Annotated in this window: 16 protein-coding genes; 7 read left to right on the forward strand and 9 right to left on the reverse strand. The window is 40.0% G+C overall.

What is annotated here, in order from left to right:
- Nucleotides 1-108: 108 nt before the first annotated feature.
- A complete protein-coding gene (bcp, locus tag VM932_RS04310) occupies nucleotides 109-564 on the reverse strand; it encodes a thioredoxin-dependent thiol peroxidase (RefSeq protein WP_326277328.1) in 456 nt (151 codons plus the stop codon).
- Between the two features lie 55 nt (nucleotides 565-619).
- Here bcp and VM932_RS04315 point away from each other — a divergent pair, with 55 nt between their 5' ends.
- Nucleotides 620-1,282: an endonuclease III domain-containing protein gene (locus VM932_RS04315; RefSeq protein ID WP_326277329.1), complete on the forward strand. Its 663-nt coding sequence runs from the start codon at nucleotides 620-622 to the stop codon at nucleotides 1,280-1,282.
- Nucleotides 1,283-1,535: 253 nt separating this feature from the next.
- On the opposite strand, the gene VM932_RS04320 is transcribed toward VM932_RS04315, so the two are convergent.
- On the reverse strand, nucleotides 1,536-2,120 hold the full coding sequence (locus VM932_RS04320; RefSeq protein ID WP_014034330.1) for an RNA polymerase sigma factor: 585 nt from the start codon (nucleotides 2,118-2,120) through the stop codon (nucleotides 1,536-1,538).
- A 251-nt stretch (nucleotides 2,121-2,371) separates the two neighbouring features.
- Here VM932_RS04320 and uvrA point away from each other — a divergent pair, with 251 nt between their 5' ends.
- Together uvrA and VM932_RS04330 are read left to right on the forward strand one after the other, a co-directional pair.
- Complete coding sequence (gene uvrA / locus VM932_RS04325) at nucleotides 2,372-5,149, forward strand: excinuclease ABC subunit UvrA (RefSeq protein ID WP_326277330.1); 2,778 nt, start codon at nucleotides 2,372-2,374, stop codon at nucleotides 5,147-5,149.
- A gap of 658 nt (nucleotides 5,150-5,807) precedes the next feature.
- Nucleotides 5,808-7,022, forward strand: a complete 1,215-nt coding sequence (locus VM932_RS04330; RefSeq protein WP_326277331.1) for a hypothetical protein — start codon at nucleotides 5,808-5,810, stop codon at nucleotides 7,020-7,022.
- A 50-nt stretch (nucleotides 7,023-7,072) separates the two neighbouring features.
- Here VM932_RS04330 and VM932_RS04335 read toward each other — a convergent pair whose 3' ends face one another.
- From VM932_RS04335 to VM932_RS04350, 4 genes are read right to left on the reverse strand one after another with little or no spacing between them, the layout of a single operon-like run.
- Entirely contained in the window at nucleotides 7,073-8,533 is a 1,461-nt protein-coding gene (locus VM932_RS04335) for a lipopolysaccharide biosynthesis protein (protein WP_326277332.1), read from the reverse strand.
- Nucleotides 8,533-9,798: a glycosyltransferase gene (locus VM932_RS04340; RefSeq protein WP_326277333.1), complete on the reverse strand. Its 1,266-nt coding sequence runs from the start codon at nucleotides 9,796-9,798 to the stop codon at nucleotides 8,533-8,535. The genes VM932_RS04335 and VM932_RS04340 overlap by 1 nt, the downstream gene beginning before the upstream one ends.
- Nucleotides 9,798-12,230: a YfhO family protein gene (locus VM932_RS04345; RefSeq protein ID WP_326277334.1), complete on the reverse strand. Its 2,433-nt coding sequence runs from the start codon at nucleotides 12,228-12,230 to the stop codon at nucleotides 9,798-9,800. The genes VM932_RS04340 and VM932_RS04345 overlap by 1 nt, the downstream gene beginning before the upstream one ends.
- Before the next feature lie 24 nt (nucleotides 12,231-12,254).
- Nucleotides 12,255-12,521: a DUF4834 family protein gene (locus VM932_RS04350; protein ID WP_326277335.1), complete on the reverse strand. Its 267-nt coding sequence runs from the start codon at nucleotides 12,519-12,521 to the stop codon at nucleotides 12,255-12,257.
- An 87-nt stretch (nucleotides 12,522-12,608) separates the two neighbouring features.
- On the opposite strand from VM932_RS04350, the gene VM932_RS04355 reads away from it, so the two are divergent.
- Together VM932_RS04355 and VM932_RS04360 are read left to right on the forward strand one after the other, a co-directional pair.
- Nucleotides 12,609-13,592, forward strand: coding sequence for a transporter (locus VM932_RS04355; protein ID WP_326277336.1), 984 nt, complete (start codon nucleotides 12,609-12,611; stop codon nucleotides 13,590-13,592).
- A gap of 66 nt (nucleotides 13,593-13,658) precedes the next feature.
- Nucleotides 13,659-14,777, forward strand: coding sequence for an N-acetyltransferase (locus VM932_RS04360; protein WP_326277337.1), 1,119 nt, complete (start codon nucleotides 13,659-13,661; stop codon nucleotides 14,775-14,777).
- Nucleotides 14,778-14,880: 103 nt separating this feature from the next.
- On the opposite strand, the gene VM932_RS04365 is transcribed toward VM932_RS04360, so the two are convergent.
- A complete protein-coding gene (locus tag VM932_RS04365; protein WP_326277388.1) occupies nucleotides 14,881-15,180 on the reverse strand; it encodes a tyrosine-type recombinase/integrase in 300 nt (99 codons plus the stop codon).
- A complete protein-coding gene (locus tag VM932_RS04370) occupies nucleotides 15,104-15,715 on the reverse strand; it encodes a tyrosine-type recombinase/integrase (RefSeq protein WP_326277338.1) in 612 nt (203 codons plus the stop codon). The genes VM932_RS04365 and VM932_RS04370 overlap by 77 nt, the downstream gene beginning before the upstream one ends.
- 127 nt (nucleotides 15,716-15,842) lie before the next feature.
- On the opposite strand from VM932_RS04370, the gene VM932_RS04375 reads away from it, so the two are divergent.
- The gene (locus VM932_RS04375) at nucleotides 15,843-16,334 is read left to right on the forward strand and encodes a peptidase associated/transthyretin-like domain-containing protein (RefSeq protein WP_326277339.1); all 492 of its coding nucleotides are present in this window, start codon (nucleotides 15,843-15,845) and stop codon (nucleotides 16,332-16,334) included.
- Between the two features lie 390 nt (nucleotides 16,335-16,724).
- Complete coding sequence (locus tag VM932_RS04380) at nucleotides 16,725-17,675, forward strand: nitrilase family protein (protein ID WP_326277340.1); 951 nt, start codon at nucleotides 16,725-16,727, stop codon at nucleotides 17,673-17,675.
- Nucleotides 17,676-17,760: 85 nt separating this feature from the next.
- Here VM932_RS04380 and capB read toward each other — a convergent pair whose 3' ends face one another.
- Nucleotides 17,761-19,020, reverse strand: coding sequence for a cysteate-C-fatty acyltransferase (capB, locus tag VM932_RS04385; RefSeq protein WP_293162878.1), 1,260 nt, complete (start codon nucleotides 19,018-19,020; stop codon nucleotides 17,761-17,763).
- Nucleotides 19,021-19,134 lie beyond the last annotated feature (114 nt).

Raw genomic sequence — 19,134 nt, forward strand, 5'->3', positions numbered from 1 at the left:
TTAAAATGTCAGTTCGCGCGCAGTCAAGAACTTTTAATGCCTATTGTTCCATAGCATCTCGATTGCCCGTCCGTCCGGCAGGCGGGCGCTCGATGAGACAAATACGTTTTACGCATCAAGTAATTGCGCAGCGTGATCTTTCGTTTTCACTTTGTCGATAACATTTTCCACTACACCATCTCCATTGATCACGAAAGTAGTTCTGTGAATACCATCATACTCCCTGCCCATAAACTTTTTAGGCCCCCAAACACCAAAGGTATTGATCACGGTATGGTCTTCATCGGCCAATAAAGGAAAAGGGAACTCATATTTGGTCTTAAAGTTTGACTGTTTCTTTTCCGAATCGGCACTTACGCCCAAAATTTCGAAGCCTTGATTTTGCAATTCTTTATAGTTATCCCTTAAATTACAGGCTTCTGCCGTGCAACCAGGTGTGTTTGCTTTGGGATAGAAAAAAACGACAAGTTTTTTGCCCTTATAATCACTCAAATTAATTGTATTGCCGTCTTGGTCTTTTGCTGAAAAATCAGGTACTTTATCTCCTACTTTTAACATATTCATTTGCGTTGCTCTTGAATTAATTGTTTAATATTTATATTAACAAAGTTAAACAAATATGACCAAACAAGAAAAGGTTGCGTTCACAATCAATACCTTGGATAAACTATATCCTACTATTCCTATTCCGTTAGACCATAAAGATCCCTATACTTTATTAATAGCTGTGCTGTTATCGGCCCAAAGTACGGATGTTCGGGTCAATCAAATCACCCCTCTTTTATTTGAAAAGGCGGATAACCCTTATGATATGGTAAAACTTTCTGTGAATGAGATTAAGGAAATCATAAAACCTGTAGGACTATCCCCCATGAAATCAAAGGGAATATATGGGCTGTCCCAAATTTTGATTGAAAAATACAATGGTAAAGTCCCTCGCGATATTGCGCTGTTGGAAGAATTGCCAAGCGTGGGACACAAAACAGCCAGTGTTGTGGTTTCCCAGGCCTTTGGAATTCCTGCTTTTCCGGTAGATACCCACATTCACAGGCTCATGTACCGTTGGGGGTTCAGTAATGGGAAAAATGTGGTGCAAACCGAGCGTGATGCCAAACGCTTATTTCCAGAGGAGATTTGGAACCGTTTACATCTTCAGATTATTTGGTACGGTAGGGAATATTCACCGGCCAGGGGCTGGGATTTGGAAAAAGACATTATTACCAAGACGATTGGAAGAAAAACCGTGATCAACGAGTATTATAAAAACAAAAAGAGCCGCTAGTTGCGGCTCTTTTCGTCAGTTTGATCCTTAAATTAATTCAATGTTACTTCAAACTGGTGTTTTTTGTAGTCAACTACATGAATCGATTTTGAAAAGCTAAGCAAAAAATCCACTGTTTTCTGACTAGCTTTTACCGTTTTTACGGATTTTTGTTCTTCAGAGTAAATGTTTTCCATATTCTAGCGTAAGTAATTGTTTCCATTATATAACGGCGCTAGTTTGGAAATATTGCAGACTTCGACGTATTGCTCGATTAATTCGTTAAAACGATGTTTTTACGCTCTACAATTTTTCTTAGATTAATGAGTGCATAACGCATCCTTCCCAAAGCTGTATTAATACTAACATTGGTGTTTTCGGATATTTCCTTAAAGCTCATATCCTTGTAAATACGCATGATGAGCACCTCTCTTTGATCATCTGGCAATTCATCGATCAAAAGTGTTAAATCACTTTCTATTTGATCTTTGATGATTTGCTTTTCGGCATTCAACTTCTCATCGTGGATAACGGAAAAAATGTTGAAATCATCACTGCCTTCGAACTTGGGCATTCTTTTGTTTTTACGGAAATGATCTATCACCAAGTTGTGCGCAATTCGCATTACCCAAGGCAAGAATTTGCCCTCTTCGCTATATCTTCCTTTTTTCAAGGTTTTGATCACTTTTATAAAAGTGTCCTGAAAAATGTCCTCTGCAACATCTCTGTCCAAAACTTTGCTATAAATAAAGCTGGTAATTCTTTGGTTATGCCTGTTAATCAGGATTTCAAGAGCCTTTTCGTCTCCGTCAATGTAGTTCTTTACTAAAATCGAATCTTTAATCTGTAGTTGTTCCATACAAATTACTTTTTTTGGGTTAAAACACAGTCCTCCCTTTTCTAAGAAAGACTTTAGTTATTCAGTTTTTAATCTTTAAAAAAGTAATTATTCTGTATAGGCCTATCAGGATTTTAATTACACTTCAAATATAGATAAATAGGCAGGCGACCTAAAATCTATGTTGTGAGTTGCCGATTTTTATATGTTAACTGATGCAATATACGTATTAAGTGTAGTGTATCGTATCTTTGAGACCCTAATTTTAACAAATGTCAATCAATATAAACGTAGATCCCAAGCAGCATATTATCATTAAAGGTGCCAAACTGCACAACCTTAAAAATATTGATGTGGTTATTCCAAGAAATAAGTTGGTGGTAATCACAGGATTATCGGGCTCTGGTAAGTCGAGCCTGGCTTTTGATACGCTCTATGCCGAAGGCCAGCGTAGATATGTGGAAAGCCTATCGTCCTACGCGCGACAGTTTTTAGGGAAATTGGACAAGCCCAAAGTGGACTATATTAAAGGTATAGCCCCCGCCATTGCCATAGAACAAAAAGTGAATTCTACGAATCCACGTTCAACTGTGGGAACCACTACCGAAATATATGACTATCTAAAGTTGTTGTATGCCCGTATCGGTAAAACCCTATCCCCTATTTCTGGGAAAGAAGTAAAGAAACATACCGTTACGGATGTTATTAACCATATTAAACGATTAAACGAAAGGGACAAACTGTTATTGTTGGCGCCCATTAAAATTAAAGAAGAGCGAGAGCCTTTAAAATCGTTGGAGCTTTTTTCCAAGCAGGGTTATGCCCGTATTAAGTATAAGGGCGAGGTCATCCGAATAGATCAAGCTCCAGAAAATATCGGGAGGGAGTTTGATTTAGTGGTGGATAGAATCATTGTTAAGGATGATGAGGATTTTTATAACCGCTTGGGAAATGCAGTGGACAATGCCTTTTTTGAAGGAAAAGGGCAATGCGCCATCGAAAACCTTCAAACTGGAGAAGTAAAAACGTTTAGCAACCAGTTTGAGTTGGATGGCATGAAATTTTTAGAGCCTAACGTTCACCTGTTCAGCTTTAACAATCCGTATGGTGCCTGTTCCAAGTGTGAAGGATATGGAGACGTAATCGGTATTGATGAAGACTTGGTGATACCCAACACGGCACTTTCCGTTTATGAGAATGCCATTTTTCCATGGCGTGGCGAAAGTATGGGGTGGTACCGCGATCAATTGGTGAATGCTGCGTATAAATTTGATTTTCCAATCCATAAACCTTGGTTCGAACTCTCCGAAGAACAAAAACAACTGGTTTGGGACGGCAACGAACACTTTATTGGCATCAATAAGTTTTTTGAACAGCTAGAAGAGAAAAGTTATAAGATTCAGAATAGGGTGATGCTTTCGCGTTATCGTGGAAAAACCAAATGTTCCGTATGTAAAGGAAAGCGACTTCGCAAAGAAGCCGATTATGTAAAGGTGGGAGGCAAATCCATTTCGGACTTAATCGAATTGCCCATCAATAAACTGGTACCATTTTTTGATGAGCTTCAACTTTCGGAACACGATACGGCCATTTCCAATAGATTACTGAAGGAAATCACTACACGTTTGGACTTTTTGGATAAAGTAGGGTTGAGTTACCTCACGCTGAATCGAAAATCGAACACGCTTTCCGGTGGTGAAAGCCAGCGCATTAATTTGGCAACCTCGCTGGGAAGCAGTCTGGTGGGTTCCATGTATATTTTGGACGAACCCAGTATCGGGCTTCACCCAAGAGATACAGAAAATTTAATAGAGGTACTCAAATCACTCAGGGATTTGGGCAATACCGTCATAGTGGTAGAACACGACGAAGACATTATGCAGGCCGCAGATGAGATTATTGATATAGGCCCCGAAGCGGGAACCCTTGGCGGAAAAGTGGTGGCCACAGGAAATTGGGAAACTATTCTTAAATCGGATTCGTTGACGGCATCCTACCTTAATGGAACCATGGAAATACCAGTTCCCAAGGAGCGTAGGAATTCAAAACACTACATTAAAATAAAAGGGGCAAGGGAAAACAACCTGAAAAATATAGATGTCACTTTCCCATTGAATATGCTCACCGTGGTCACTGGCGTATCCGGAAGTGGAAAAAGTACCCTCGTCAGGAAAATATTGTATCCCACCATATTAAAAGAAACCGGAGGATATGGAGAAAAAGCAGGTCAGTTTTCGGCAATGGAGGGGAAATATTCCCATATAAAGCATGTAGAGTTCGTAGATCAGAACCCTATTGGTCGTTCTTCGCGCTCCAATCCCGTAACATATATAAAGGCTTACGATGACATTCGAAGTCTGTTTGCTTCACAAAAACTGAGCAAGTTAAGGGGATACCAGGCCAAGCATTTCTCATTTAATGTTGATGGTGGTCGGTGTGAAAAATGTAAGGGCGAAGGTGAAATTACTGTAGAGATGCAGTTTATGGCAGATGTGCATTTGGAATGTGATGCATGTGCAGGTAAACGCTTCAAAAAAGATATTCTGGAAGTCCAATTTGAAGGAAAAAATATTGATGACATCCTCAACATGACCATTGACGATGCCATTACACATTTTTCAACCCACAAACAAGACAAGATAGTAACCAAACTGAAGCCCTTGCAAGATGTAGGCTTGGGATATGTGGCTTTGGGGCAGTCCTCCTCTACCCTTTCCGGCGGTGAAGCGCAGCGTATAAAACTGGCCTCATTTTTGGTAAAAGGGCATACTAAGGAAAAAGCCTTGTTCATTTTTGATGAACCTACCACAGGTCTTCATTTCCACGACATTAAAAAATTGCTTAAATCCTTTGATGAACTTATTGACAAAGGACATTCCGTAATTGTAATTGAGCATAATATGGAGCTCGTAAAATGTGCGGATTACATCATCGACCTTGGTCTCGAAGGTGGCGAAAAAGGTGGTAATTTAGTGGTGGAAGGCACCCCCGAAGAAATTATCAACAATAAGGAATCTTACACAGCAACGTATTTGAGGGAAAAATTATAAGAAGTCGGATGTCGGAAGCCCGATGCACGGAGTCAGAAGTACGCAGCACACAGTTTGTAGTAACTCAATAACCGAACAACTTAGTCCGAAGTGTCACGTTGAGTGCCGTCGAAACGTCGGAAGTACGCAGTACACAATTTGCAGTAACTCAATAAGCGAACAACTTAGTCCAAAGTATCACGTTGAGCGCAGTCGAAACGTCCGAGGTCGGAAATATGCAGTTTGCAGTAACTCAAAAACTGAATATCATACATAACGCCCCCTAACTCTGAACTTGAGTCTTGGTTCTTGGCTCTTTTCTCTTTGTTATTGAACTTGACACTTAAGTTTGTGCTTGATGTCCAAAGCTAGAAGTTAATAAACATATCTGTTGTTGCAAATTCGTGAAATTCTTGTCCACTCCAGAAAAAACACCCTTAAAGTCCCCTCAAGGGGACAATTGTTCTTGAACTTGACACTTGAACTTGCGCTTTTTGACGGACTACTATCCACTACTTACTACATACAGATTTGGAATTTCATGTTCAATATTTATCATTTATGAGTACAAAAACATATATTTTATACTGATTATCAGTTGTTTACAATTTTTGGCACGCAGATTGCATACTTTAGGGTGGATGTAAATAGTTGCATCTAGAACGTAAAACCTTGTAGTATGAAAAAGTTAGTACTCATTATAGCAGCGGTTGTTTTTGGAATACCAAGTATCCAAGCAGAAACAACCAATACAGTGGCTACTGCCACCAATTATCGATATGGAAATTCTTTCATCTTTGTGGAAGATGGAGTAACCTTCTCGGTTTATCCAGATGGTGAGTTCGATTTCTACATAGACAACAGGGTAAATGTAGGTGTTGGAGCCAGAATCGGAAGCGTTGGTATCACCTTTAACTCAGGATATAATTACAACCCTTATGTACAATATGATGATTATGGTGCCGTGATCCAAGTTGAGAACACCCCTATTTTTTATGATTATTACGGACGTGTTTCACAAATAGGAAATGTGGAAATCTGGTACAACAATGGTAGGGTTCGTAGAATTGGTGGATTGCACGTTTACTATAATGGAGGGGTTTTCAGTCACTATACAGGTTACATCAATATTTATAACAGAAGGTATGTGTACAGACCTTTCCATAGATATTTTGCAAGACCTTCCATTGGATTCTGTAATGTATATGCAAGACCATACAGAAGGTATTACAGACCTGTCAGATATACGTACTATGCGCCTTACCGACATAACACAAGACGTGCGTATGTCAAAGTAGGTAAAGTGTATAGAAACAACAATAAGTATAGAAGAGACAACATCTATAGAAATGATAGGAGAGTTTCTGTTCACGGCAACAATAATAGAAGAGCAGTAGATTATGGCAGGAGCAATGTGAGAGTAGCTCAAAATTCTGCTAGAAGAGGACATACTGCCGTTAACCGTTCCAGTAATAATGGAAAAAGACAGAAAGTTGTTTCCAGGGATTCCAGAAGCAATAATTATAGAAAATCAAATAATGTAACAAGATCTGGAAGAACAACGGCTTCCAATAATAAAGTAACGCGCACGCCCAATAAAAGAAGTGTGAGTTCCAGAAAAGTGGCCCCTAGTACAAAAGGCAGAACTGTTAAGCGTTCTACCCAGAGTACCTATAGAAAACCCAAGACCACATCGAGAACACGAAGTAGGTCTACGGTGAGCAGGGGAAACTCTTCAAGGAAAGCCGTTTCCAGAAGCACTAGACCGAGTATCAGGAAAAGTTCTGTGAGTAGAAAAACAACTTCTAGGCCAAGTGTGAGCAGAAGCTCTAGCAACAGAAAAAGTAGCGCTAGAACCAGTAGTTCAAGAGGTGCTTCCAGAAGAAATAATTAGATAGTTTTTTTAGGTTGGTTAGTTGTTTACCCCGTAGCCGGATTTATTCGCTACGGGGTATTTTTTTTTAACCATTTGGACAAGATGCCCGTAACATCTTCCGAAATATTAAAACGATACAAAATACCCACATACATGACAACAATAAGCAATGACTTTAAGCCAATATTGATGATAGGGTGAAAAGGAAACTGCAACAAATAAAAAAGGCACGATAACAAAACCAAGGTCGCAAAAACCTTGAACGTAGCCTTAGTAATGGGCAAAAAATCAAACTTTGACTTTACAAATATCACTTTGGCCAGATTAAAAATGAAAATGGAGAGAAAGCTGGCCAATGCCGCTCCTTCTATCCCATAAACAGGAATCAACCAAAGATTAAGCAAAATAATGGCCAAAGCAAAACAAATCCCTATCAACAGAATAACCTTGTAATATTCCGAATAATACAAAACGGCATTGATGTTGCCCAAAAGTGAATCGAAGACCTTTGCCAAACCAATTAAAAGAACAATAAAAAAACCACCTCGGTAATCTTCCGGAAGCATCAGGAACAAATCTTCAATGTTCAAAATAATCAATACAAACAAGAGCCCAGATGCAATAAAAGAAGTCAGCGAAGTCTTCTTGTACAATTGCTCAAGTTCAAAAAAGTTGCCCGTGTTCAAATAATTGGCGGTCATCGGATAGGTAATCTGGTTCATGGCCCTGGCCGGCACAACAATGCTAGAGGCAATATATCCTGCAACACTATAATAGGCCACATTATCCAAAACAATAAACTGGTTGATCATAAATTTATCCACCTCCAAAAGTATCAATGCTACAGAACCGCCCAAAATCATCAGTATACCATACCCCAAAATAGTTTTGGATTCCTTGGGAAACTTAAAATCCAACACAGGTCTATGCAGTCTAAAAGCGTACAACTTCATACAAAGGGTACGGAGCAGATATACCCCCACCAAGGCCTTTAGAAAAAAATCCAGCGAAATCACTTCAAAGTACAACAAGCCCAACAAGATGGAAACACAAACCCTGACAAAGACCTCTTTCATGAAATTACCAAACACCGATTTAAAATACACCTTGCTCAACGCAAAGAATATCTCAAAATAGGCCATGGCCATTCCCACCAAGAACACATACCAAACATAATCCTTAACAATTGGATTTTCCTTAGACAAGAACAACGCGATCGGCTCATAAAAAAACCATGTCAATAGTGATAAGACACCCAGAACCATCAATGGACTTAAAAGCATTAAGGTTATAAAACCATTCTTGTGCTGCTCATTTTGGGCACTGTAATATTTTATAGTGGCATTGTGGGCCCCCAGTGCCATTAAAGGCATTAATATGGCACCCGTAGCCAATATAAAAGTTACCAGACCATAATATTTGGGCGCTAAAATATTGGTGTAGAGGAACAGGGTGTTCACGGCCCCGAACGCAAACCCGACAAAAGTTGTTACCGTATTCTGAAAGGATTGTTTTAAAACGATTCCCATTAGATAAATTTAGCCAAAGACTCCGTTAATGCCTTTCTATGATATTGTTCAACCCCTTTAGAGTTGCAAAGCAAAGTTCCTTTTTGATAGTGTTTAAAGGCATCCAAAAGTACATTTTTTAATGCCGCTACATCATAATGCAAACAAGTATTTCCAGCTTTGTGTTGTTCCACCATGGCTCCGGCCTCCCACCCTTTTGGGCCAATCGCCAAAATGGGACGCTTCGCATTTAGGTATTCAAATAATTTTCCCGGAATGATGCCTTTGGTCTCTTCGGAATCAATCTCCAACAACAAAAGTAATTGCGATTTTTGCTGTGTTTCCAAAACTTTATCGTGGGACAGATAACCCAATTGCTCCAAATGATCATCCAGCCCAAATTTTTGGATGGATTGCAAAACCTCTTCCCCTACTACCCCAGCCAATTGGATTTTTGTGTGCTTTTTAAACGTTTCATTTTCCTCCATCAACTCCTGAATGGCCTGCCATAACCCCAATGGGTTTCTTCCAGTTAACAACGAGCCAATATGAGAAATGGTAAATGCTGAATCCAAAGGTCCTGGTTGTAGCTCATCATCAAAACCATTGGTGATTACTTTAATGGGTTTGGGCGTGATGTGCTCAAATTCTGTTTTAGTGGTTTGGCTCGTTACCACGACCTTATCGGCGGAAACAAGCACTTTCTTCTCCAAAGCTTTGTGTTTTTGTTGGGAGGATTTCGTCAACCGTAACTTTTTATGATACCCTATTGATGTCCATGGATCACGGAAATCGGCAATCCATTGGATATTGTATTTTTTTTTGAGGCCCAACCCGATTAAATGTAGACTGTGGGGCGGTCCAGTGGTAATTATGGTTTCTATACCCTCATCTGCAATAACCTTTGCCAAATAGGAAATAGACGGTTTTACCCAAAGCTTTCGGGCATCTGGAATAAAAAAATTGCCACGAACCCACAACAACAACTTTTCCACCAATGATGGGTCATCCTCCTTGATAATCCCCGAGCTAATGGTTTTGGTCTTCTTTTTTGAGAGCAGTGAAGCCCAGCCGTAAGGCTCTTTTATGGGTTGCTTAAGTATTTTAACATCTGGAACTTCCACAATCAACTTTTCATCCACAATGGGATAACTGGGATTTTCGGGAACATACACAAAGGGCTCAAAATCAAAATCGGGCAGATACTTAACAAACTTAAGCCAACGCTGTACCCCTGGTCCCCCTGCCGGAGGCCAATAGTACGCTATGACCAAGGTTTTTCGCATTAGGATGCTTCCTTTTTCCTAGGGAACAGGGTGAAGCCCAGTCCCCCAACAATCATCAATCCCAAGAGAATATTGGCAGCCAAGGTAATCTGGCTTCCCGTTTCCACCACTTCGGGTTCAAACTTGAACTCGATTTCATGTGTGCCAGCGGGAACCTTCATTCCACGAAGCGCATAATCCACTTCATAGTGTTTTTGCGGTTCTCCATCAATAAATGTGTTCCAGCCCGATGGGTAGTGCATTTCCGAGAAAACAGCAAAGCCGTCGTTGGAATTGTTGGATGTGTATTTTAAATAGTCGGGGCGGTAATCCACCAATTTAATCTGGGCCAAGGAATCGACCGAATAACGAAACTTGGTCAATTCAGGATATTGCTTTGTGTTGACCACTGCCTGTGTTTTGGAATTGAAATCCTTAAGTTTCAAAATTTCCTCATTGGCCGATGAAACGGGGACCAACTGATTAACAAACCATGCATTGCCATTGGCATCGGGGTTCACCGCAGGGAAACTATTACCTTCCTCATCTTGTTGAATAATATATTTTACATTCAACATATTCAACACCTGAAGATTGTTTTGGTACAGATGAAACTCGAACAAATTTTGAAGTGCCCGGGGTTTCGCCGCATGATACCCACCTACTGATTTATGGAAATAGGAAGTACGTGCCCCATTTAAACCTTCTTGAGGGTCAAAAACACGGTAAATGGAATCATCCTGCTGAATCATTTGGTCTATTTGATTGGCTTGGAAAGGTTGATTTACCTGATGCTGACGCACAAAGTCACCCTCATTCACATAACGGAGATCCACCCCCACCAAATCAAACAAAATCAATGCACCCAAGGCAAAAACTAAAATGTTTTTATTGATTTTTTCTTTGATGAAAAACCACAGCGCAGCAGCTGCAAGGGCCACATAAATTAATGACCGAATGGTATCGCTGATATAAACGGCTTCACGATCACCTTGGATCATGGTCATCAATTCATCGCCAAAATAACCACGATAGGTTTCGTCGCGCAGTCCTTCAAAATCAAAGAATCCTTTCAACAAGAAAATAAAGATGCCCAGTCCTACGGAAATAAAGAAACCTAGCTTTAGTGCTTTGAGCTTTTCTTTTTGGTCGACCGATGATTTAAACAATTCCCGTATTCCCAAAATTCCGAGTACAGGTAAACAAAGCTCCAATACCACTTGAATGGAGGACACCGCTCGGAATTTATTATACATCGGGAAATAATCGATCATAAAATTGGTGAGCAACGGAAAGTTTCTGCCCCACGAGAGCAGCAGGGATAAAATGGCACCCGCCAACAACCACCATTTCTTTTTACCATCCACCAGAAACACACCCAACAGAAACAAAAAGAACACAATGGCACCCACGTACGCAGGAGCCGCTACAATAGGCTGGTCTCCCCAATATAAGGGCAAACTGCTAGAGAACTCAATAGCTTTTGATGGTGATAATCCTTGGTTGGTCAAATATTCATAGGCTTTGGAATCTTTGCCCAAATCTTCTCCGCCCGAACCTCCGAACAAACGTGGCACAAACAAATTGAGGGATTCTGCAATCCCATAGCTGTATTGGGTAATATAATCGTAGTCCAAACCTGTGGAAATGGCTTTGTCACTTCCATCAGGGTTTATGGTCAATTCCGATGTCCCCCTAGTACTCCAATCGGCATATTCCTTGGTAGCCATAAGACTGGTCGCATTGGTGAAAATGGACAGCACAACGGCCAAAATCAAAATGCCTACGGAAGCAAAAAAGTGTTTGAACTCTTTTTCCTTGATGGCGTAAATCAGATATACCAGACCCATCACCAACACCAAAAGCATAAAATAATACGTCATTTGGTAGTGATTGGCACTTATTTCCAAGGCCATCGCCAATGCAGTCAGTATAAATCCTAAAATGTATTTTTTTCGGAAAACGAGAATAATTCCACCCAAAACCAAGGGTATGTACCCCAGAGCATGTGCCTTGGCATTATGTCCCACCCCTAGAATAATAATTAGATAAGTGGAAAAGCCAAAGGCCAATGCCCCCAATGCCGCCAACCTAAAATCGACCTTAAGGCATAACAGCAAAATGTAAAACCCTATCAAATAGAGAAAAAGATAGTCGGCAGGTCTGGGTAAAAACCGAATCAAACGGTCCAATTCCTTTACATAGTTATGCGGGTAATTGGCACCTAATTGGTAGGTGGGCATCCCACCAAAAGCGCTATTGGTCCAATACGATTCCTCTCCCGTAAGCTCTTTGTATGCATCACGTTCTTGGGCCATGCCCTTGTACTGGGCAATGTCCGACTGATAAATGGCTTTTCCCTGCAATACCGGATAAAAGTAGACCAGCGAGGCAAGAATAAATAAACTGATAACACAAATATGGGTGATGATGGCTTTTGGAGAAAGATTCATGGATAGGTTTTGATAGCGCAAATATTAATCAATTTCCTCAAAATCTATGTATTCTCCAACTTTTTTTGAGGGATTGGATCTACGGGGTGGTTTTTTGGAAATGATGGTCTCCCCTTCTTTTTCTTTAGTATGCGAGTCATCAAAATCTTGTGGGTTGCCAAACTGCTGTCCAAAACGTTCGCTCGTCTTCTTAACTGCATAATTAAGAAGCTTCGGTGCCAACCACTTCAAAAGTAATTTGAGCCCGTAGTATACTAATATGACAATTAAAATCGTTTGTAATAAAACCATATAACCTTAGTTATTGTATCAAAGTTACATTGTTAGTCCCGTAAACCCATCAAACGTATCTTAAAATAGTATTAAAAACCCAGTTATATGGATATTTCCATGATCAAAAAGTCATTATTTCTTTTCGTTCTATTCCCAACATTTCTTACTGCCCAATATACCGATGTCATCAATTCCAATAGGCCTGGAAGGGCCGCCAGTGCTTATGCCGTTGGTAAAAATGTGGCACAGGCCGAGATTGGAATGTTGTACGAACAACAGGATAATGCCGACCTCAATTCAGATTCCAATATTTTTGGGGCCGATTATGCGTTGAGGTACGGTTTCCTTTTTGAAGAACTGGAAATAATTGCTGAGGGATCGTTCATTACTCAAAATATTACTTATCCCGATTTGGGCATAGAGGGCAAGCTGACCAATTTTTCCAGAAACCGGGTAGGTTTGAAATATTTGGTTTTTGACCCTTTTAAGAATCCAGAACGCAACAAACCCAATTTATATAGTTGGAGGGCGAACAATGTATTCCAATGGAAAAATTTGATTCCTGCCGTATCCGTATATGGTGGGGCCAATTTTGTGGTCGGCGACAATCCATTTTACCCTGGCGAGCCTACGGTTTCGTATCGTGGTGGCATCCAAACGCAGAGTAGGCTTTCGCCACGATTTGTTTTGATTTCCAATATTGCTTATGACCGCATTACCACCGATTTTCCCGAATGGCGCTACGCCTTATCGTTGACCCACGCTTTTCGCGATCCACGATGGAGTGTTTTTTTTGAGGGTCAAGGTATTTCTGGCGACCGTTATTCCGATATTATTTTAAGAACCGGGGTGGCCCGTTTGATCAATCCCAATTTTCAGGCAGATTTCCATTTAGGTTCCAATTTTAAAAACGACCCATCCCGTATTTTTGTTGTGCTTGGATTCTCGTACCGTTTGGACTTTCACAAAGACGAGCTTATCCCCATCAACGAGCAACAATCGGGTATGAACGGAAAAATCAAGAAAAACGCCAATAAACGAAAATCCAAAAGAAGAAAGAAAAACCGCGGCGGAACTATAGATTTTTAAGTTTTCCACAAACTTCATTTTTCTACTGCAAGTAATATTCATAATATTGGGCATTAATTTGCAACTATGGTAACCGTTAAGCAGGTACAGTCCAAATCGGACTTAAAGCGTTTTGTAAAATTTCCTTTTTCGCTCTACAAAGATTCTCCGTATTGGGTGCCCCCTATCATTAAAGATGAAATGGCATCTTTTGACAAGGACGTAAACCCTGTTTTTAAAACGGCGGAGGCCAAATTCTTTTTGGCCTACAAAAACAACAAGATTGTGGGACGCGTAGCAGCCATTATCAATTGGTTGGAAGTTAAGGAACAAGGCTTGAAGAAAATGCGGTTCGGATGGTTCGATTTTGAGGACGACTTTGAAGTATCCAAAGCCTTGTTGGACAAGGTGCATGAAATTGGCAAGGAAAACCAGCTCGAATACATAGAAGGTCCCGTGGGCTTTTCCAATTTGGACAAAGTAGGCGTGCTTACCGAGGGTTTTGACCATATCGGAACCATGGTGACCTGGTACAACCACTCCTACTACCAATCGCATTACGAAAAACATGGATTTACCAAGGAAAAAGAATATCGCGAAAGTAAGTTTCCAGCGGCCAATGCCGACCCAAAGTTGTTTGCCAAGGCCAATGTGCTGATCAAAAAGCGCTATGGCCTACGGGAATTGAACTTTGAAAAAAGTGCCGATATAATGCCCTGGGTGGACAAGATGTTCGACCTTTTTAACGAAACCTATGCCAAATTATCATCCTTTGTGAAGATTACCGATATCCAAAAGGAATATTTCAAGAAAAAATACATCAGTTTTATAAATCCGGAGTACATCAAGTTTGTAGTGGATTCGGACGATAACCTAGTGGCCTTTGCCATTGTAATGCCCTCTTTCTCCGAAGCATTGCAAAAAGCCAAGGGAAAATTATTCCCTTTTGGAGTTTTCCACTTGCTCCATGCCCGAAAGCATAGCAAGGATGCGATTTTCTACTTGATCGGCATACATCCCAAATACCAAAACAAAGGGGTGACTTCTATTATTTTTAATGAGTTTCACCATACGTTTAAAAAACGTGGGGTGGTAAATTGTATTAGAACTCCCGAACTGGAAGATAATATTGCCATACAGCAAATGTGGAAACATTTTGACCCGAAAGTGATCAAGCGTAGGCGTACTTATGTGAAGGATTTGTAGCCTTAGCTGTTTTTCTCTCATCCAAAAAGCCCCTATAGCAGTCTCGACCCCTCAAAAGGAGAGGTGAAGTGGAAATCCCAAGGAACGCTATAGCGTAAATACATCAAAGGTGGTCACCATTATCGTCATCAAACGGACTTGAAACGTGAAGCATTGTGGGCTCAGAAACTTGGGTATAGATCATGGTGGTCTTGATGGAATTGTACCCCAAAAGTTTTTGGATGACCCTTATCTCGATACCTTTTTCCAAAAGATGGGTAGCATAACTGTGCCGAAGGGTATGTGCCGTGATATGCATATGTATCTTGGCCCGTTTGCCGCCGATTTCAACAATTTGTTGAAACTGGACGAGGTATATTTTCCTCCTTTTTGCCCCTCGAACAAATAATATTTGGGCAAATATTCCCTATAATAATCCCTGAGCATGTGGAGCGCCTTTTGCGAAAGGGGACTATCCTGTCCTTGTTTCCCTTGGCCGCCTTTATGTGCACGACCATCCGTGTCGAATCAATATCGGATATCTTTAAACTTATGAGTTCTCCCACCCTTAGCTCCGCACTATAAGTAAGGGCAATCATACTTTTATGTTTGACGTTTTTTGTTTTATCTATAATTTTTTGCACATCTTCCCTTGCTAAGATTACGGGTAGTTTACTGGGCTTTCTGCTTGGGAACAAGAGTTCTAGATTGATACTTTGCCCGAACATCTCCCTATAATATGGTTTTAATGCCATGGCAATCTGCTTTTGATATGAATAGGACACTTTTTTGGTGTGCACCATTAAATAAAAGTAGCGGTGCAAATCGGTTTCATCTACCCTATCCAAAGGTTTGTTGAAGAAGTGTCCGGCCATCTTCACGATAGAGGTATAGCTATCTATAGTATTCTTGCTATACCTTTTAACCTCCAGTATTTTCACAAAACCGTCAACTGACATGATAAACGAATATATCGAATTCCCTTGAAAAAGTAATATATTTATGACCATTGAATAGGGATATGCGGAAAGTTCCTTGTATCCAGTAGTTGTACACCATTTGAAAAAGACATTCTACATATCGATTTTGATTTTAGTATTCAGCGGAATAGCGAATGCTCAAATATCTGGTCAACTATTTCTAGAAAATTCAGAAATACCTGGAGTTGAAGTATATTTTAAAAATTCGGAGTTGAAAATAAATTCGGATTTTGACGGATTCTTTGAATTGCAAATACCTGAACGAATAGCAAAAGCAGACTTGATTTTAAAAGACCGTGAATTATCAGTTGAAATACGTAATCTGGAATTTGAATTTACAAAGTTGGATTTAGGTAAAATTGAGTTGCCTACTTTTAAAAGTATCGATATTGAGGAATATGAACAACTCTCGGAATTGGAAAAGAAAAGTTGCTATCCGATAAAACACTACGCTAATTTATTAGGTTATTGGTACACTAACAAATTAGAGAATGATTATTTAACCTTGAATTGCAAGAATAAAATAACGGAATTTGAATATAATCCAAAGACTAAAACTGTATCTGAAGATTGGAATTTAATAAAAGACTGTGAATAAAAAACGGTGTACATAGATGCTAACGTCTGTGCTTAACCGAAAATCATTAACTTTAGTCCCGTAACTGACGGTTATACTTGACCGTTGGAAAAGTGACTGCGGCCGCTCGGCCAGTACCGCAAGCGGAACGATTCCCGAGCTATTCTTCCCCAACGGCCACGCAGTACGACTGTTTATTCGCTATATTTATCCCATGTTAAACCAATTAAGGCCTTCGCTCCGCTAAGGATAATAAGCACATTTCTCAACAGTGGCTATAGCAAATCAATCTCCAATAGCTACCTTTAACTGTTGCATACAAATTTAAAACGCTACTCGCCTTAGTTGGGATAGCCATGCAACCAAAAATCAAAAAAATCAACCCCCATAAAAAATCAACCCCCATAAAAAATGAACATATCAGTAGCCCAATTTGAACCAAAAGACGGTGATAAAGCCTATAATCTATCGGTAATCAAAAAACTTGCAAAAAAAGCAAAATCCAAAGGAGCCGACTTAATCAGTTTTCATGAAATGTCGATTACGGCCTATACTTTTACCAAAGACTTAAGTCTTGAACAAATAACGAACTTGGCCGAAGAGGTACCTAACGGAAAAAGCACACAAGAATTGATTGCCATATCCAAAGAATTGGACATTCCTATTTTGGCTGGTCTCGTAGAAATATCTGATGGAAAAATATACAATACATTTATCTGTGTTACTGGAGAAGGACTAATTGCAAAATATCGAAAAATACATCCTTTTATTAGCAAGTATATGTCTGCTGGCGATGAATATTGCGTATTCGACATACTTGGTTGGAAATGTGGAATTTTAATCTGCTATGACAATAACGTGATTGAAAATGTTAGGGCAACGAGCCTTTTGGGAGCAGAATTGATTTTTGCCCCACATGTTACGGGCTGTACCCCATCTGCAATGCCACATCGAGGTTATGTAGCCGATAAATATTGGCAAAACCGCGAAGATGACCCAGTTTCGTTACGAATGGAATTCGATGGCCCAAAAGGCAGACGTTGGTTAATGCGTTGGTTGCCTGCAAGAGCTTATGACAATGGGGTCTATTATGCATTTACAAACCCGATCGGTTACGATGGTGAGCACTTAAAAAATGGCAATTCGATGATAATTGACCCTTATGGTGAAATTTTGTCCGAAATAAAATCCTTTGAAAATGATATTACAATTTCAAAAATAACAAAAGATAAAATTCAACTCTCGGGAGGTTGGAGGTACAAGAATGCCAGAAAACCAGAATTGTACAAAGATATAATTGGCAAAGACCATAAATCGGAAACAACCCCGGTATGGATGAAAGAAAAAAGTAATAGCGATTGAAATAATATCTATATTAACCCAAGTAGAACGACTTGAGTTTAACCATAGCCAAATATCCCCTCGCAAGGCAAGCCCATCATAAAATTTATTCGCCCATAGCCGCAGCTACGGCCGCCGAAAGTCTTTTGTAAGTGCCATTTTCCAAACGCTCCCTAATAGCGGAAAAAGCATCAAGTGTCTCTTCGATATCTTTCATGGTGTGTGTCGCCGTAGGAATCAAACGCAATAAAATCAGTCCTTTTGGAATTACGGGATATACCACAATAGAGCAGAAAATTCCATGGTTTTCGCGTAAATCTTTCACCAAGGCCATTGCTTCTGGAATACTTCCGTTCAAATAAACGGGGGTTACACAGCTAGTGGTGGTCCCAATGTCGAACCCTCTTTCCTTTAGTCCATTTTGGAGTGCGTTTACGTTCTCCCAAAGCTTTGCTTTAAGTTCGGGCATGGTACGTAGCATGTCAAGTCGCTTAAGCGCTCCTTTAACATAAACCATGGGCAATGATTTAGCGAACATTTGGGAACGAAGATTGTATTTTAGGTATTCGATGATTTCCTTATCTGCTGCTACAAATGCACCAATACCTGCCATAGACTTGGCAAAAGTGGCTAAATACACGTCAATTTCATCTTGTACGCCTTGCTCCTCTCCTGCTCCGGCACCTGTTTTTCCCAATGTTCCAAAACCGTGGGCATCATCTACCAAAAGCCTGAATTGAAACTTTTTCTTTAGATCTACAATTTCTTTTAGTATCCCTTGTTCTCCTCGCATACCAAAAACTCCTTCAGAAATCACCAAGATTCCTCCACCGGTTTCATTGGCCAATTTGGTGGCACGCTCCAAGTTTTTTTCCAAGCTTTCAGGATCGTTGTGCTTAAAGGTAAAACGCTTGCCCATATGCAAGCGAACACCATCTATAATACAAGCGTGGCAATCCACATCGTATACAATAATATCATCCTTAGACACCAAAGCGTCGATTACAGACATAAAGCCTTGGTATCCAAAATTCAATAAATAAGAAGCTTCTTTATGTACAAATTCTGCCAGTTCGTTTTGCAACTGTTCATGATAATCGGTGTGGCCGCTCATCATTCGGGCTCCCATTGGGTAAGCAGCTCCGTGTTCCAGTGCTGCCTCTCCGTCCACTTTCTTTATTTCAGGTAGGTTTGCGAGACCCAGATAGTCATTGATGCTCCACGTTATCACATCTTTCCCTTGGAATTTCATTCTGTTGGAAATAGGTCCTTCCAATTTTGGAAAAACAAAATAGCCCTCAGCCTGTGAGGCCCATTTTCCTAAAGGTCCTTTGTTCTCAATGATTCTATCGAATAAATCTCTCATCTACCTTAAATTTAATTCAAATGCAAAAGTATATATTTTTATGAACCTCGCATAACGAAATGTTCAGATATAAAAAACGGCAATGTTTTTCATTGCCGTTCTATAAGTATTATT

Origin of the sequence: Flagellimonas halotolerans (assembly GCF_035818535.1) — a bacterium.
In the GTDB taxonomy this organism is placed as follows: Bacteria; Bacteroidota; Bacteroidia; order Flavobacteriales; family Flavobacteriaceae; genus Flagellimonas; species Flagellimonas halotolerans.

What these genes read in the sequence shown, in the direction of transcription:
- bcp (WP_326277328.1), bottom strand. Translation starts at nt 564, where the DNA reads ATGAATATGTTAAAAGTAGGAGATAAAGTACCTGATTTTTCAGCAAAA.
- VM932_RS04315 (WP_326277329.1), top strand. Translation starts at nt 620, where the DNA reads ATGACCAAACAAGAAAAGGTTGCGTTCACAATCAATACCTTGGATAAA.
- VM932_RS04320 (WP_014034330.1), bottom strand. Translation starts at nt 2,120, where the DNA reads ATGGAACAACTACAGATTAAAGATTCGATTTTAGTAAAGAACTACATT.
- uvrA (WP_326277330.1), top strand. Translation starts at nt 2,372, where the DNA reads ATGTCAATCAATATAAACGTAGATCCCAAGCAGCATATTATCATTAAA.
- VM932_RS04330 (WP_326277331.1), top strand. Translation starts at nt 5,808, where the DNA reads ATGAAAAAGTTAGTACTCATTATAGCAGCGGTTGTTTTTGGAATACCA.
- VM932_RS04335 (WP_326277332.1), bottom strand. Translation starts at nt 8,533, where the DNA reads ATGGGAATCGTTTTAAAACAATCCTTTCAGAATACGGTAACAACTTTT.
- VM932_RS04340 (WP_326277333.1), bottom strand. Translation starts at nt 9,798, where the DNA reads ATGCGAAAAACCTTGGTCATAGCGTACTATTGGCCTCCGGCAGGGGGA.
- VM932_RS04345 (WP_326277334.1), bottom strand. Translation starts at nt 12,230, where the DNA reads ATGAATCTTTCTCCAAAAGCCATCATCACCCATATTTGTGTTATCAGT.
- VM932_RS04350 (WP_326277335.1), bottom strand. Translation starts at nt 12,521, where the DNA reads ATGGTTTTATTACAAACGATTTTAATTGTCATATTAGTATACTACGGG.
- VM932_RS04355 (WP_326277336.1), top strand. Translation starts at nt 12,609, where the DNA reads ATGGATATTTCCATGATCAAAAAGTCATTATTTCTTTTCGTTCTATTC.
- VM932_RS04360 (WP_326277337.1), top strand. Translation starts at nt 13,659, where the DNA reads ATGGTAACCGTTAAGCAGGTACAGTCCAAATCGGACTTAAAGCGTTTT.
- VM932_RS04370 (WP_326277338.1), bottom strand. Translation starts at nt 15,715, where the DNA reads ATGTCAGTTGACGGTTTTGTGAAAATACTGGAGGTTAAAAGGTATAGC.
- VM932_RS04380 (WP_326277340.1), top strand. Translation starts at nt 16,725, where the DNA reads ATGAACATATCAGTAGCCCAATTTGAACCAAAAGACGGTGATAAAGCC.
- capB (WP_293162878.1), bottom strand. Translation starts at nt 19,020, where the DNA reads ATGAGAGATTTATTCGATAGAATCATTGAGAACAAAGGACCTTTAGGA.